Source organism: Afipia carboxidovorans OM5 (assembly GCF_000218565.1).
GTDB lineage: Bacteria > Pseudomonadota > Alphaproteobacteria > Rhizobiales > Xanthobacteraceae > Afipia > Afipia carboxidovorans.
Window position 1 is genome coordinate 2,472,561 of record NC_015684.1, and the last position, 13,942, is coordinate 2,486,502.

The 13,942-nt window shown below is 62.8% G+C and carries 15 protein-coding genes; 3 read left to right on the plus strand and 12 right to left on the minus strand.

Annotated features, from left to right (window positions below; genetic code table 11):
• Positions 1–4 precede the first annotated feature (4 nt).
• From OCA5_RS11495 to OCA5_RS11505, 3 genes are all read right to left on the minus strand, one after another.
• Entirely contained in the window at positions 5–934 is a 930-nt protein-coding gene (locus tag OCA5_RS11495; protein ID WP_012562876.1) for a dihydrodipicolinate synthase family protein, read from the minus strand.
• A 346-nt stretch (positions 935–1,280) separates the two neighbouring features.
• Positions 1,281–1,571, minus strand: coding sequence for a hypothetical protein (locus OCA5_RS19390; protein WP_158306803.1), 291 nt, complete (start codon positions 1,569–1,571; stop codon positions 1,281–1,283).
• A complete protein-coding gene (locus tag OCA5_RS11505; RefSeq protein ID WP_012562874.1) occupies positions 1,568–2,389 on the minus strand; it encodes an isocitrate lyase/PEP mutase family protein in 822 nt (273 codons plus the stop codon). The genes OCA5_RS19390 and OCA5_RS11505 overlap by 4 nt, the downstream gene beginning before the upstream one ends.
• A 118-nt stretch (positions 2,390–2,507) precedes the next feature.
• On the opposite strand from OCA5_RS11505, the gene OCA5_RS11510 reads away from it, so the two are divergent.
• A complete protein-coding gene (locus OCA5_RS11510; protein WP_012562873.1) occupies positions 2,508–3,368 on the plus strand; it encodes a hypothetical protein in 861 nt (286 codons plus the stop codon).
• 81 nt (positions 3,369–3,449) lie between these two features.
• Here the strand turns inward: OCA5_RS11510 and OCA5_RS11515 are convergent, their stop codons facing one another.
• The 9 genes from OCA5_RS11515 to OCA5_RS11555 all read right to left on the minus strand — a co-directional run bounded on the left by OCA5_RS11515 (position 3,450) and on the right by OCA5_RS11555 (position 11,435).
• Positions 3,450–3,713: a twin-arginine translocation signal domain-containing protein gene (locus tag OCA5_RS11515; RefSeq protein WP_012562872.1), complete on the minus strand. Its 264-nt coding sequence runs from the start codon at positions 3,711–3,713 to the stop codon at positions 3,450–3,452.
• Positions 3,714–3,800: 87 nt separating this feature from the next.
• Complete coding sequence (locus OCA5_RS11520) at positions 3,801–4,076, minus strand: EscU/YscU/HrcU family type III secretion system export apparatus switch protein (protein WP_012562871.1); 276 nt, start codon at positions 4,074–4,076, stop codon at positions 3,801–3,803.
• Positions 4,073–5,734, minus strand: coding sequence for a flagellar hook-length control protein FliK (gene fliK, locus OCA5_RS11525; protein ID WP_012562870.1), 1,662 nt, complete (start codon positions 5,732–5,734; stop codon positions 4,073–4,075). Before fliK ends, OCA5_RS11520 begins: the two co-directional genes overlap by 4 nt.
• A 68-nt stretch (positions 5,735–5,802) precedes the next feature.
• On the minus strand, positions 5,803–6,579 hold the full coding sequence (locus OCA5_RS11530; RefSeq protein ID WP_012562869.1) for an ATP12 family chaperone protein: 777 nt from the start codon (positions 6,577–6,579) through the stop codon (positions 5,803–5,805).
• Between the two features lie 17 nt (positions 6,580–6,596).
• Entirely contained in the window at positions 6,597–6,974 is a 378-nt protein-coding gene (locus OCA5_RS11535) for a hypothetical protein (protein WP_012562868.1), read from the minus strand.
• A gap of 9 nt (positions 6,975–6,983) precedes the next feature.
• Positions 6,984–8,222: an RluA family pseudouridine synthase gene (locus OCA5_RS11540; protein ID WP_012562867.1), complete on the minus strand. Its 1,239-nt coding sequence runs from the start codon at positions 8,220–8,222 to the stop codon at positions 6,984–6,986.
• Positions 8,219–9,550: a replication-associated recombination protein A gene (locus OCA5_RS11545; protein WP_012562866.1), complete on the minus strand. Its 1,332-nt coding sequence runs from the start codon at positions 9,548–9,550 to the stop codon at positions 8,219–8,221. Before OCA5_RS11545 ends, OCA5_RS11540 begins: the two co-directional genes overlap by 4 nt.
• Positions 9,551–9,584: 34 nt before the next feature.
• Complete coding sequence (locus tag OCA5_RS11550; RefSeq protein ID WP_012562865.1) at positions 9,585–10,985, minus strand: DegQ family serine endoprotease; 1,401 nt, start codon at positions 10,983–10,985, stop codon at positions 9,585–9,587.
• A 69-nt stretch (positions 10,986–11,054) separates the two neighbouring features.
• On the minus strand, positions 11,055–11,435 hold the full coding sequence (locus OCA5_RS11555) for a winged helix-turn-helix transcriptional regulator (protein ID WP_012562864.1): 381 nt from the start codon (positions 11,433–11,435) through the stop codon (positions 11,055–11,057).
• A 134-nt stretch (positions 11,436–11,569) separates the two neighbouring features.
• Between OCA5_RS11555 and OCA5_RS11560 the strand changes: the two genes are divergently transcribed.
• Both OCA5_RS11560 and OCA5_RS11565 read left to right on the plus strand, forming a co-directional pair.
• Positions 11,570–12,580 (plus strand): zinc-binding alcohol dehydrogenase family protein, encoded by a 1,011-nt coding sequence (locus tag OCA5_RS11560; protein ID WP_012562863.1) that lies wholly within the window; start codon positions 11,570–11,572, stop codon positions 12,578–12,580.
• 312 nt (positions 12,581–12,892) lie between these two features.
• Positions 12,893–13,939, plus strand: coding sequence for an acyltransferase family protein (locus OCA5_RS11565; protein WP_012562862.1), 1,047 nt, complete (start codon positions 12,893–12,895; stop codon positions 13,937–13,939).
• Positions 13,940–13,942: the final 3 nt, after the last annotated feature.

Below are 13,942 nucleotides of genomic sequence, written 5' to 3' on the forward strand. Positions count from 1 at the left end.
CACCTCATAACGCGGCGCGTTTGTCGACCCGCGCCACCCGCGACAGCAGATAATCGACTTCCGCCCGCGCCGCTGCCGTCAAGTTCGCGGCCGGCTTGCGCTGCGCGTCCGAGGGAAGAAGCCCGCGCTTCATCAGAACATATTTGCGCACGGCAAGGCCGACGCCCCGCTGCTGCTCGTAACGGATCAACGGCAGATGCGCGTCGAACAGATCGTGGGCCGCATCGCGCTTGCCCTCTTTCGACAGCCGCACCACGTCGACCAGCATGTCCGGGAAGGCGTAGCCGGTCATGGCACCATCCGCGCCCCGCTCCATCTCGAAGTCGAGAAACAATCCGCCATTGCCGGTGAGGATCGACAGCGGCCGCAGCGATCCGTCCTTCTGGAAGTTGCGCAGCGCGGTGATCTTCTCGAGTCCCGGCCAGTCCTCATGCTTGAGCATGACGCAGGACGGATTATCCGACACGATACGTTTGATCACGGCAGGCGTCATCACCACCGACAGCGTCAGCGGATAATCCTGCAGCACCCACGGCACGTCGGCGCCAACCGCCTCCACCGCCTGGCGGAAGTAAGTGACGATCTGGTCGTCGGTACGAAGCGACGGCGGCGGCGCGATCATCACGCCCGCAGCACCCGCATCCATCGCGGCATGGGCAAGCCCTCGCATCGCGGCAAAACCCGGTGCAGACACGCCGACGATCACCTGTCTGTCACCTGCGCGCTTGATGAAGCGTGTCGCAACCGCCAGCGATTCTGCGGCATCGAGCTTCGGCGCCTCACCGAGAATACCGAGCACCGTGACGCCAGCGCAGCCGACCTCACCATAAAATTCACTGAGGCGATCGATCGAGGCTTCATCGATCCGGCCATCTTCGTGAAAAGGCGTGGGCGCGATCGTGAACGTGCCGTGCGCGGCAGACGTAAGCTTCATGGTGATTCTCGGCAGGATTGATGCGAGCGGAAATGGTTCCCTGCGTTAGCACATTTCGCCGCAACGGGAACCCAATATCCGCGTCCGCAAACATATCGCAACCACCGACGAAAGCAGGAACTGGCATCCATTGTTGTGGTTCTACCTTCACGGCCCATCAAAAGGAGGATGAAACCATGGCTTTTGAACAGGACCCAAACGATCAGGCGACCGAAGCGGCAATGCGGCGGCGTGAACGACTCGAACGGGAATTGCAGCCGGATCCCGAACTCGCGGAAGGCCCTGCAAGCGGCGGCCGGATCGCGCTGTTCGCGATAGCTGTGCTCGCGATTCTGGGCGTTGTGCTCTACGGATTGAACAGCACGAGTGATATGGCGTCGAATCCGTCGTCCCAAACGACGGCGAACAGCTCGAGCACGACACCACCGGCGACGATGCCGAATTCACCGAACACTCGGCCGGGCCAGACGACCGGCTCGTCGATGACGCCGCAGCCAGCTCCCCCGGCGGCCGCTCCTTCGCCGGGCGGCAATGCTGCCGGCAGCAACGCACCGAGCGGCGCTTCGTCCGAGTAACGTCGGCGTACCCTGATGCGTTGCGTGTGAACCCCGCTCCACGCCGGAGCGGGGTTTTTCATTTCATGTCGAACAGATGATTGAGGTCGGCGTATTTCGCGGCCTGCCCGAACGAATCGAACGTGCCCTGCTCCAGAATTTCACGCGCAGACCGCTCCACCGCGCCCCATGCCACCCGCGCCATCGCGCCGCCGACGCTGATCCGCCGCACACCCAGTGCCGCGAGTTCGGCCACACTCAAGCCCGGCGAGCCCATCAGGATATTCACCGGCTTCGGCGCCACCGCACGGACGACTTCGGCGACCGCATCACGGCGCGTCACCCCCGGCGCGTAGAGGCATTCGGCACCCGCCTCCGAATAAGCGACAAGGCGACGGATCACCTTGGACAGATCGGTTTCACCGGTGAGGAAGCCCTCACACCGCCCGATCAGCATGACGTCAGCGCCGCTCGCGTCGATCGCACTACGGGCGGCGACCATGCGTTCCACGGCCTCGTGAAAGTCGTAAAGCGGCTTGCGCGCATCACCCGTCGCATCCTCGATCGAAAGCCCCGCAACGCCAGTGCCAATGCAGCGGCGGACATTGGTGGCGACGCCCTCGGCCGTATCCGAAAAACCGGCCTCGAAATCGGCATTCACCGGAAGATCGGTCGCCGCGCACAGCTCGGTCAGATGCGCGAGAATGTCGTCGCAGGTCATGGAGTTGTCGGCCCGCCCCCGCGACCATGCATAGCCCGAGCTCGTCGAGGCCAGTGCCTTGAAGCCCATCGCGGCGAACATCCTCGCGCTACCGATATCCCACGGATTGGGCAATACGAAGCAGCCGCCCTCATGCAGACTGCGGAAAAGTGCGCGCTTGCGCTCCAACGACACCGGCATCCTGATCGTCCTCCCTGTTGGCTCGCAATATATCCTGAAGGTGCGCAGTTGACAGCACCCGGCAAGATTCGGCGTAATCGCCGGGTTTCAACCGGGCTTACAGGATTTGAGGCAATTCATGTTGCGATCGACGATGCTCGCCGGCGTAGCACTGGTGGCAGCCGCCACCACGGCGATGGGCTTTGACATCAAGGTCCAGACGCCAGACACCGCATTCACCGGAAAGCTGCATCCGGACATCATTGGTATTTCCAGCGATGACGATGCCGCAAAGGCCGGCGGCGTCTATGAGAGCTATCTCAAGGATTTTCCCAACGCCAAGCCACAGGCGAAGCAGCAGAAGTTCGGCAATACGGACACCGTCTATGTGTCCGAGATGACCTTCAACGTCCCAGCCGCAACGGAGCATGGCGCCGAATCGATGCAGGCGCATTTCACATCGCCCGCTAGCGGTAATTTTGCCTATTATATCACCCGCGATCTCGGCTTTGCGAAAGACAAGCAGCCGACGCAGCGCGATATGATTCAACTTGTGATCGACAAGTATGGCAAACCGACCGCGATCGGCGACGGCCGGCTCTATTACTTCTACAAAAAGGGCAAGATCGTTTCGGTCAAACAGAAGTACACACCTGACAGCGCGGTCGCTGCGCTCAACCAGCCGATCAATCCGAAGGCTGCGGTAGCGCTGAACGACTCCAACGGCCGTGGCAGTTGTGTCGCCGTTCTGAAACATATTCAGGCAGAAACCGACAGATCGCTCGATCGCCTGGAGAGCGAGGCGAAGAGCGCCAATTGCGACGGCCTGCTCGATGTCACGTTATCGCCCGGCAATGCGGCTGATCGCGTCGCGAAGGCGGTGTTTACCCTCGCCGATTTGAAGCGCATCGCAAGTGCCGCGAAGATCGATGCGGTCGCACGCGCCGCTGCGAAAAGCGGCAACTCGAAGACATCGACAGCGAATGCGCCAAGACTCTAAGACTTCGTTTCTACGCGATACCACATGCAAAAGGCGGGGAATGTCCCCGCCTTTTCAGTCACTCGCTCGAAATCACTAAACTCAGTAGTAATAACGGCGGCGGTGCCAATGACGGCGACGGTGCCAATGCCGACGGCGGTGATGGCGACGGCGCCAATGCACGTTCTCCGCTTTGACCTGCTCGACGTCCTGCGCGGTCGCAACCGCCGGTTTCGCCTCGGTTTCGGGCAACGGCCCGCCTGCTGGTGCTGGCGCCACTGGCGGCATCGCCTGGGCTGCGCCTGCGGTCACGACCGCACCAGCGGCCACGCCAAAAGCGATTTTCAGGAAGTCGCGTCTTTCCATGTTTGAATCCCTTTCGTTGTACCCCAGCGGCAAGTTGACCGCTGCAGCATGAACGCACGCTGAATTGAAACGGTTCCCGAATTAACCTCAGCGCACGCGACCTGAGAGCCGCAAAACGAAAATCAGGACTTCTGCGACAGCTTTATAAAGCTCCGCTGGAATCTCATCACCGATCTCGACATTCGACAGCGCGCCCGCGAGAATCTCGTTTTCCTCGATCGCGACATCATGTTCTGCTGCGACTTCGATGATTTTCCTGGCGATTTCACCTTTGCCCTTGGCGACGACGCGCGGCGCACCCTTGCGGTCGTAATGCAGCGCAACGGCAAGCGTATTCTGGATCGGCGTTGTCGATGTCGTCATAGCGCGCGATCCAGAAAATGCCCGCTCGGCGCGGGTTGCGCCGGTGGCGCACCGCTGCCGATCACGATATCGCCGGGCGTTAACTCTGCGTCGCGCAGGGCTTGCGAGAGCAGCGTCGCTTCGGCGCGCAGACGTGCTGCCGTGGCGCTGCGCTCCGCCCACATCCGTACTGATGTCCGCTCGCCCGCGAGCGACACCTGCGCATGCACGGGCCCTGCCGGCTCGAGATTGATGGAAAAGCGCGCGCGCCAGACCCGCTCCGGCGCCTCGGATGCAGCCGCATCACCACCGCCATCGCGTGCAATTTCAAATTGTGCAACCATAGTCCCTTGCGCTGTCGCGAACGGAATCTCGAAATTCCAGCGTACTGCCGGATCGAATTTTGCATGCATGGACTGATCGGGCAACGAGGCAATCTGCAACAGCGTCTGGCGCGCGAGAGCGGCATCGGTGTCGTCGAGCAAACGATGGGCCGCCGCATGGGGCGGCATGTCCTGACTGATCGTCGGTGGCACGGCAGGCTGCGCGGACGGCGCGCCACCACGGAATGGCGGCGGCACACCATCACCGGCTGTCGTCGTGCCACTCGCCAACGGCGGCCGCACACTTGCGCCCTCCCTGGCGAGCAATGCCACGGCGGCATCCTGAACGCCCTTGGGAAACGCACGCAGGATCGCCTGCAAGGCATCGGCATCGCCAGGCGACGCTTGGCCGGGTTTGCCAACGAGCGATGACGATGCATCGCGCGTGGGGAAAGCCGGATCGCCGAGGTCTTCGACTTCAACCTCGCTTGTCACCGTCACCACCGCGCCCGGCAGAAGAACCTCTTCCGCCTGCATGGGCGATGGCAACGAAGGCGGTGGCGCGATCGTGGCCTGCGCACGCGCCTGCCCCTGCTGGGCAAACTGCCCCGGCAACGGCGCCTGCTCGGGCGGCTCGGACGTTTCACCAAGCCATGAGCCGAGGATCTGCTTGAACACTACAAGCGCGGCCTTGAGGTCAGGCATCGTCTGCGTGGCCGTGGCATTGGGTGTCGTCGCGGCCAGCCGCGCGGATTGTTCGTGGAACAGCCCGGACTGACGAAACGCCGCTGCGATGTGTTCGCCGTTCAAATTCTCATTCAGTGCCGGGCGGCCTGCGAGCAGCGCGTGGGCGGCCTGCTGTAACGCTTCCGGCATCTGGGTCGAGCCTGCCGCCACTGTGAGGTTGGCAAACAGCGGAGACAGGCTGCCCTGCTTTCCGGCTGCCGTTTGCATCGCCTTCGCCACCGCCATCGCCTCGAGCAGCGTCAGCGGCCGCGTGATGGAGACACCCGTGTTGCTTTCGGCCACGGATGCGGCCGCGTCAGGCGCAAGGGATGGGCTGAGAACGGTGGCAGGCTGGGCGGCTTGTGCCGAATTGCTCCCCGCTTGAGGCACGATCTGCAGCCGCAGGCCATCCGCAGTCTGCGAGACCGCCAGTTGCAAGGTCTGCCCCGGCTGCAGCGGCACTTCGGAGGCGACCTCGATCGACAGCGATGCGACAGCGATGCGCACAAAGTCGTTCGCGAGCACCTCCAGCACCTTGGCGTCGATCACGCTGCCGGGCTGCAGCGCCACGTCGGGCGCGGCAGGGCTCGCGGCAATAACCGGCGTGGTCGGGGTGATGGTGACGGCCATGGGCGCTCCGCTACGTCGCGCCACGCTAGCCGCGCCTCGTTAATCCCTTCTTAACCCCCGCGAGCGTGTCAGCGCGGGATCGCGGCAAGCACGGCGGCCGCGGCGTCGAAATCCCGGCGGCGCATGGCACGGCGCTGGGTCACCTCGTCGTCCTCGCCCCATTGCCTGCTGTTCCAGTCCTCATCGACGTGAGCGGCCTGCCAGACCGCATCGGCCGTCAGCGCCTTGTGCTGCAAGGCGAGCGCCAGCAAGGCCGAACCGGTAATGCTGGTCACGATATGAAAAGCGCCGACGGGCCAAGGCGTTTCCGGCAAGGCCTGCTGCGCCGCCTGAACGGCACGCGCGGGCTGCGCCACGTGCATCACGCCCTCGCCGAGGATGAAGTGTGCGCCAAGATTGTCGGCTGCCCAGCGCAGCACCGGGTCCCAATGCTCAGTCTGATTGGCAATCAACTGCTCGGGGAAGCTCGCACGATAGAACAGGAGGTCCGTGCCGAGATAGCGGGCGGCATCGTCGCGGACGGCGACGGCGTTCTCCGTGACACCGTCGATCACGCTGTTGGCAAGCCGCGTCATCGGCATCGACATCGGGTCGATCTGTTCCTTCTGCGCGCCCCACTCCGCCGCCATGGTGTCGGCCAATGTCCGAACCGGAGCGGCCAGCAACCGCTTGCCCGGCGTGCGGACCGGTTTGCCGTCGAGCGTGACGGCAAAGCCCTCCGGCATCTCGTCGACGCTGGCCGCCTGATAGAACCGCTTGCGTAGCGGCGTACGCGAGGATTTGCGCGAAGCCTCCTGCGGATCGAGCGGCGACTGGCCGGCCACCTCATCGAACAGTTCACGCATGGCTTGATCTTCTTTCGTTATCGCAAGGCGCAGCTTCGGGAATAAGCCGCGCGTTCATTGGGGCTGAGGCCGAGCATCGCGCCCTTATCGAGGCAACGCGCGACGCGATCGCTCAAGGGCCGTTGCCGTTGCGGCTTGAGCACCGGCGCCGGCGGCTTTCCCGGCTTCACATAGCCGGGCCTCGTGTTCTGCAGCTCGAACGGCGGCGGCGATTCCATTTTCGGCACCTGCGGCACCGTGATCGCGGGTGGCGGCGGTGGCGGAGGCGCGGTCGGATAAGGAATGACCGGGGTCATGCCGGGTCCGGTGAAGACTTGCGCCAACGCATCTTGCGCGAACGCCCCCTCCCCAACCAGCGCGAGGCCAAGCACGACAACAACGGGCAGCCTGCGCATCGAGCACTCCTATTCCTCCGGCGCGTTCTCGATCGGGTCGAACCTGTCGGCCTCGAGCCCGAGCAAATTCCACGACTGCAGCATGTGCGGCGGCAGCGGCGCCGTGACATCGATCACTCCACCGCGCGGATGCGGGATAACGATCCGCCGCGCCAGAAGATGCAGCCTGTTCTGCAACCCGCCGGGAAGCTGCCAGTTCTCCTTGTTGAAATATTTCGGGTCACCGACGATGGCATGGCCGATATGCGCCATGTGGGCGCGCAACTGATGCGTGCGCCCGGTGACGGGTTTCAGCGACACCCAGGCAAGTTTCTGCGCGGAAGCCTCGACCACCGCATAGTACGTCACCGCGTGGGCAGCACCCTCGTCGCCATGCGCGGCGATGCGCATGATTGAATCTTCCTCGTTCTCCTCCTTGGCAAGGTAGGTCGAGATCCGTCCCTGCTTCGGCTTCGGCACGCCGGCCACCAGCGCCCAATAGATCTTGCGCGCCGAGCGATGGCGGAAAGAGCCTGTCAGCGTCGAGGCGGCAAAGCGCGTCTTGGCGATCAGAAGGCAACCGGACGTCTCGCGGTCGAGTCGATGCACCAGCCGCGGCCGCTGGCCCTTGGCATCGCGCATCACTTCAAGCATGCCGTCGACATGGCGCGTGAGGCCGGAGCCGCCCTGCACGGCCAGGCCCGCTGGCTTGTTCAGCACCATGACGTCGGCGTCTTCGAACAGCACCATCTTGCGCAGTTCGTCGAGCACCTTCGACCCGGCCTCGGAGAGATTGCCGCCCGTCTTCGGCGCATCGAGCTTGAGCGGCGGAATGCGGACATTGTCGCCTTCGTTCAGACGATCCTTGCTGTCCGCGCGCTTGCCGTTGACGCGCAGTTCGCCTTTCCGGACGATGCGCTGGATGTGAGAGAACGACAGCCCCGGAAAGTGCGCTTCCAGAAAGCGATCAACCCGCATGTTGTTCTCGTCGGCGGTGACGACAACCGTCTGCACCTTGGTCGGCAAAGGTGCGGAGACCTTCTCCTCTCGCACTTCAGGCAACGCCTCGTGCAAGGCCTTTGCCGGGCGACGCGGCTTCTGGTCGCCAAAGCGCGCATCCGGCCTATCGAATGCACGCTGCCCGGGGCCGCGCTTCTCCGATGGCTTCTTTGCGAAGGTCGGCTTACCGCCCCGCTTCTCGCCGCGTTCGCCCTTCTTGGCGTCACGCACCGATTTCTTTTCCAGAGGTTTACGAAAGCGGCGGCTCATGACGATTTATCTTTTCTCAGTTTCGCCCAGTAATCGAGGCGCTTGCGAATCTCGCGCTCAAAGCCACGCTCGGGCGGATTGTAGAAGGTCTTGCGGCCAAGCGCTTCGGGGAAATAATCCTGCCCGGAAAAACCCTCCGGCGTGTCGTGATCGTATTCGTAGCCCTCGCCGTAGCTCTCGGACTTCATCAGCTTGGTCGGCGCATTGAGGATGTGCTTGGGCGGCAGCAGCGAGCCTGCCTCCTTCGCGGTACGCATTGCCGCGCTGAAAGCCCGATAGGCCGCGTTCGATTTCGGCGCGGTCGCGACGTAGACGACGGCCTGCGCAATCGCAAGTTCACCCTCGGGCGAGCCGAGAAAATCATAGGCATCCCTGGCGGCATTGGCGACAACCAGCGCTTGTGGGTCCGCCATGCCGATGTCTTCCACCGCCATCCGCACCACGCGACGCGCGAGGAATAACGGATCCTCACCGGCATCGAGCATCCGCGCAAAGTAATAGAGCGCAGCGTCAGGATCGGAGCCACGCACCGACTTATGCAGCGCGGAGATCAGGTTGTAATGACCATCGGCCGATTTATCGTAGATCGGTGCACGGCGCTGCAGAATATCCTGCAACTGCGCGGCATCGAACACTTCGTTCGCGCGTGCGGCACGCCATACCTCTTCCACAAGTGTCAGCGCTGCACGGCCGTCACCATCCGCCATCCGCACCAGCACGGCCCGCGCGTCGGCATCGAGCGGCAGCGGACGGCCTTCGATCTCTTCCGCGCGCGCATAGAGTTTTTCGATCGCCGCATCGTCGAGCGAATGAAATACCAAAACGCGTGCCCGCGACAGCAACGCCGCGTTGAGTTCGAACGAGGGATTTTCAGTCGTCGCACCGACGAGCACCACCGTGCCGTCTTCCATCACCGGCAGAAACGAATCCTGCTGTGCGCGATTGAAGCGATGCACCTCGTCGACGAACAGGAGCGTGCCCTTGCCGGTCTCGCGCCGTGCGCGGGCGGTGTCGAACACTTTCTTCAGATCGGCCACGCCAGAAAACACCGCCGAAATCTGCTCGAAGTGCAGTTCGGTCGCGTCCGCCAGAAGCCGCGCTACCGTGGTCTTGCCGGTGCCTGGCGGGCCCCAGAACACCAGCGAGCCGAGCGTGCGCGTCTCCAGCATCCGCGTCAGCGCACCGTCGGGGCCGAGGATGTGATCCTGTCCCACCACATCGGATAGCTGACGCGGCCGCAGCCGCTCCGGCAACGGGCGCGGCGCATCCTGCTCCAGCCCCGCAGCGGCGAAGAGATTCGCAGATGGGGCGGCGCGCTTTGCGTTCATGAAAGAACCTGCCTGCTTCTCTTGGACCCTGCCCTCACCCGCCGAGCGTCACGTTGATACGCTGGCCAGCGCGGATCAGGGTAATGCGCCAAAGCCGCGCCTGTTCACTGGTGGCGCGTTCAAGGTCGCTTGTCTTCGTGATCGCCTTGCCGTTGACGCCGGTGATGATGTCGCCCTTCTGGAACCCGACATTCGAGGCGAGCGCACTCTCCGGCACATCGATCATGACAACGCCCTCGACATTGGAATCGAGCCGCAACTCATCGGCCAGCGCCGGAGAAATGTTGGCGACACGCGCGCCCTGGAATGGCGAGCGCGATTTCAATTCGATCTCGTCGCGTCCGGTATCGGGCGCCACTTCGAGCGGAACGCTGAGACGCACGGTCTTACCGGCGCGCATCACATCGATCTGCGCCGTGCCGCCGAGCGGGCGCGTCGCAAAGCGATAGTCGAACGCATTCGGATCTTCGACCGTCTGGCCATCGATGCTCACCACGAGATCGGACAGCTTGAAGCCCGCGCGCGCCGCCGGGCTGCCCGGCGTAACGTTGGCAACCAACGCACCGCTCGGGCGCGCGATGCCGAGCGTCTCAGCAATCTCCGGCGTCACCGCCTGCAGCCGAGCGCCCAGCCACGGGCGTCGCACCGCCTTGCCACCGCTCTTGGCCGAGGCCACCACCACCCGCACCATGTTGGCGGGAATGGCAAAACCGATACCCTGCGAACCGCCCGAGCGGGAGAAGATCGCGGTGTTGAGACCGACAAGCTTACCGGACATATCAGTTAGCGCGCCGCCGGAGTTGCCGGGATTGATCGCGGCATCAGTCTGAATGAAGAACTGATAATCGGTGATCCCGACCTGTGTGCGCGCCAGCGCGGAGACGATGCCGTGCGTCACCGTCTGGCCGACACCAAACGGATTGCCGACCGCAAGCACCACGTCGCCAACCTGCAGTTCATCGGAGTTGGCAAGGTCCAGCGTCGGGAATTTCTCGTGCGAGCCTTTGATCCGCAACACTGCAAGATCGGTGCGGCTATCCTTCAGCACGATCTCGGCCTCGAACTCGCGCTTGTCGGCAAGTGAGACCTTCACCTGATCCGCGCCTTCGATGACGTGATTGTTCGTCACCACAAGCCCTGAGGAATCGACCAGCACGCCGGAGCCCAGCGAGCGCTGCATCTGCTCCTGCTGGCCACCCGGTACGCCGAAGAAGCGGCGGAAGATCGGATCGTCGAGGAACGGGTTGCGGTTCTGCACGACCTTCGCGGCGTAGACATTCACCACAGCAGGCTGAACATGCTGCACGATCGGCGCATAGGACAGCCGCAACTGGTTAAGCGACGACGGTACCACCCTCTCCTGCGCGATCGCGGGCGCGGCGCCCAGGATCGCAAGCGAGAGGACGGCGATACCGAGAGAACGAGAAAGGGTCATGCACGAATTCCGCTGTCAGGGAGCCTTGATATAAAGGTGCGGCGCACAGGATGCGAGCCGGGAAAGCTGTCAGGCCGCACGTTTGCGGGTGATTTTGGGTTTTTGCGAGGCTGCCTGCGCCGCCTCCAGCCTGGCCTTGTGCTCAATGCCCCACGCCCGCAGCGCATCGATCACCGGGCGAAGGCGCTGACCCGTCTGCGACAGAGCATATTCCACTCGCGGCGGCACCTCGGGATAGATCGTACGGGTGATGAGCCCGTCGCCTTCCAGCGCCCGCAACTGCTTGGTCAGCATCCGCTGGGTGATGCCCGGCATCTTCTTGCGCAACTCACCGAAGCGAAGCCGCCCTTCCTGCAAGTGAAACAGGATCACACCTTTCCACTTGCCGTCGATCAGCCCGAGCGTGACCTCGACCGCGCACATGCCGGTGTGATTCTCCTTGCGCTTCATGAGCGATCCTCGCGCCTGCTCCGTGTCGGAATCTGATGGTATCCAATATGATACTATCACACATAACCGGCAGTACTTGCAAATGTCGTCTATGAGGCTCTTATGGGTCCACCAAGCCCGTGGGAGAGATGCAGATGAAGGCCATCGGATACCAGCAATCCTTGCCGATCGAGGACGAACGCTCTCTTGTCGATTGCGAGTTGCCGAAGCCCGAGCCGGGACCACACGATATCCGCGTCGCGGTGAAGGCGGTGTCCGTCAACCCAATCGACACCAAGGTGAGGATGCGCGCTGCACCGCCCGCGGGCGAGACCAAGGTGCTGGGCTTCGATGCTGCCGGTGTGGTGGATGCAGTCGGCTCTTCGGTGACGCTGTTTCAACCCGGCGATGAAGTATTCTACGCTGGCTCGATCGTGCGGCAGGGCACCAACTCCGAATTTCATCTGGTAGATGAGCGCATCGTCGGGCGCAAACCGCGCACGCTGTCGTTTGCGCAAGCTGCCGCCCTCCCCCTGACCTCGATCACGGCATGGGAGCTGATGTTCGACCGGATGGGAATCGCACAGGGCAAGGACGATACGCGTACGCTTCTGATCGTTGGCGGCGCTGGCGGCGTCGGCTCCATCATGATCCAGCTCGCGCGCAAGCTGACCGGCCTCACCGTGATCGCCACTGCGTCACGACCTGAGACGATCCAATGGTGTCTCGATCTCGGCGCGCATCATGTCGTCGATCACTCCAAGCCGATGAAAGAGCAAATCGAGAAGCTGAAGGTGCCGCCGGTCGCGTGGATCGCATCGCTGACTGCGACCGAACCGCACTTCAAGGCGATGGCGGACATCCTTGCGCCTCAGGGTGTGATCGGCCTGATCGACGATCCGCCGCCGCTTGAGACCACCCTTATCAAGGGCAAGGCAGGCTCGCTGCGTTGGGAATCGATGTTCACGCGCTCGACCTTCCAGACGCCGGACATGATCACTCAGCATCACCTGCTCGATCGGGTCGCCGATCTCATCGATGCCGGCGAGATCAAGACGACACTGGATAAGGTGTTCGGCAAGATCAATGCCGCCAATCTCCGTAGCGCCCACGCCACCATCGAAAGCGGCAAGTCGATCGGCAAGATCGTGCTCGAGGGCTGGTAGGGAGCCCGCGAGCGCCACGCCGGTGACAAATAAGGCCATCCACCGCTTAGGTATTACCTTGTTGGAGAGCGTCCGGGTTTTGCAGCGTGCAAAAGCTGACGCCTCGCCGCGCTGGTTAACTCCCTCAAAATTACGGCATTCGATTTACTTGAAATTATGGCCGGTTCGATAGGCTTTGAGCTATTCGAGCCAATCCATGACAATTCGCGACACCATCGTAACCCGAGGACATCGCACCTCGGATGGCCCAATGCCCAGCGCAATCCGGGCTACGGCAGGCTGTGGCTTTCCGGCTGCGAGCGAGCGCGCCTCATGATCCGGCGCAATCCATCGCTCGATCTGCTGCGCGGACTTGCGATCGCAATGGTCGTTCTCACCCACTGCAGCCACACGGCGGCCAGCGTCATCCCCGACCTCCGATTCTTCTCCTGGCATTACGGCAAACTGGGCGTGCAGCTCTTCTTCATCGTCAGCGGCTACACGATGATGCTGACGTTCGGGGACAACGTGGATGCGACCTCGACGCGCTCGTTCTATCTTCGGCGGATCTTTCGGATCGCACCGCTATTCTGGGCCGCCATCCTCTTCTATCTGATCTTGCCGGCCGCGCCGGATCAGGAGGTGTGGGCTCCCAACGGCATCGACTCATCCAAGGTGGCCCTGACGTTCTTTTTCCTGCACTGGACGAGTGTCACGGCATTCAATTCCGTTGTGCCCGGCGGCTGGAGCATTGCCGTCGAAATGCAGTTCTATGCTCTGTTCCCGCTTCTTCTCTATCTGTTCAGGAAGCGCAACGGGCCAATCCTCTGCTACACACTCATCGCCGCGACCACGATCGTCGCCAAGCTCGTAGCCGATTCCATTCTGGAGCCGCATCTGGCTGCTACGCTCCCCGCGAACCAGAGCCATCTGGTGCATGCCTTTTATTACGCATGGCTGCCGCACCAGTTGATCTGCTTCGGGTTCGGAATGCTGCTCTATGATTATATCGAGCTGAAAAACCGCCCGACCAAAGGAACGATCCTGCTGATCGGCGCCTGCCTCGCCTCGCAGTGGACATGCGAGGTCGCCGTTCTCGCGCTCCTCGCCTTCGCCGTGCTGGCTCTCAATATCGCCAACCCTCTTGTGGGTCTGATCGGCCGCCATTCCTACGCGATCTACCTGGTGCACTTCGCATTCGTCTGGGCGCTCCGTACGACGTCGCTCGACCTTGGCCTGATGTTCCTGTTGGTGACAAGCTTGTCGCTGTGCGTCAGCTATTTCATCACAGAGCCACTCATCGAGCGCCCCTTGATCCGGCTGGGTCACGACCTCGCGCGCCGGACCGTCACCGGCTCAACCAAGATGCTCGCGAAATAACCT

Coding starts and splice junctions, on each gene's coding strand:
- OCA5_RS11550 (WP_012562865.1), bottom strand. CDS start 10,985: ATGACCCTTTCTCGTTCTCTCGGTATCGCCGTCCTCTCGCTTGCGATC.
- OCA5_RS11520 (WP_012562871.1), bottom strand. CDS start 4,076: ATGACGACATCGACAACGCCGATCCAGAATACGCTTGCCGTTGCGCTG.
- OCA5_RS11540 (WP_012562867.1), bottom strand. CDS start 8,222: ATGAGCCGCCGCTTTCGTAAACCTCTGGAAAAGAAATCGGTGCGTGAC.
- OCA5_RS11530 (WP_012562869.1), bottom strand. CDS start 6,579: ATGCGTGAACTGTTCGATGAGGTGGCCGGCCAGTCGCCGCTCGATCCG.
- OCA5_RS11555 (WP_012562864.1), bottom strand. CDS start 11,435: ATGAAGCGCAAGGAGAATCACACCGGCATGTGCGCGGTCGAGGTCACG.
- fliK (WP_012562870.1), bottom strand. CDS start 5,734: ATGGCCGTCACCATCACCCCGACCACGCCGGTTATTGCCGCGAGCCCT.
- OCA5_RS11535 (WP_012562868.1), bottom strand. CDS start 6,974: ATGCGCAGGCTGCCCGTTGTTGTCGTGCTTGGCCTCGCGCTGGTTGGG.
- OCA5_RS11565 (WP_012562862.1), top strand. CDS start 12,893: ATGATCCGGCGCAATCCATCGCTCGATCTGCTGCGCGGACTTGCGATC.
- OCA5_RS11545 (WP_012562866.1), bottom strand. CDS start 9,550: ATGAACGCAAAGCGCGCCGCCCCATCTGCGAATCTCTTCGCCGCTGCG.
- OCA5_RS11505 (WP_012562874.1), bottom strand. CDS start 2,389: ATGCCGGTGTCGTTGGAGCGCAAGCGCGCACTTTTCCGCAGTCTGCAT.
- OCA5_RS11560 (WP_012562863.1), top strand. CDS start 11,570: ATGAAGGCCATCGGATACCAGCAATCCTTGCCGATCGAGGACGAACGC.
- OCA5_RS11515 (WP_012562872.1), bottom strand. CDS start 3,713: ATGGAAAGACGCGACTTCCTGAAAATCGCTTTTGGCGTGGCCGCTGGT.
- OCA5_RS11510 (WP_012562873.1), top strand. CDS start 2,508: ATGTTGCGATCGACGATGCTCGCCGGCGTAGCACTGGTGGCAGCCGCC.
- OCA5_RS11495 (WP_012562876.1), bottom strand. CDS start 934: ATGAAGCTTACGTCTGCCGCGCACGGCACGTTCACGATCGCGCCCACG.
- OCA5_RS19390 (WP_158306803.1), bottom strand. CDS start 1,571: ATGAAAAACCCCGCTCCGGCGTGGAGCGGGGTTCACACGCAACGCATC.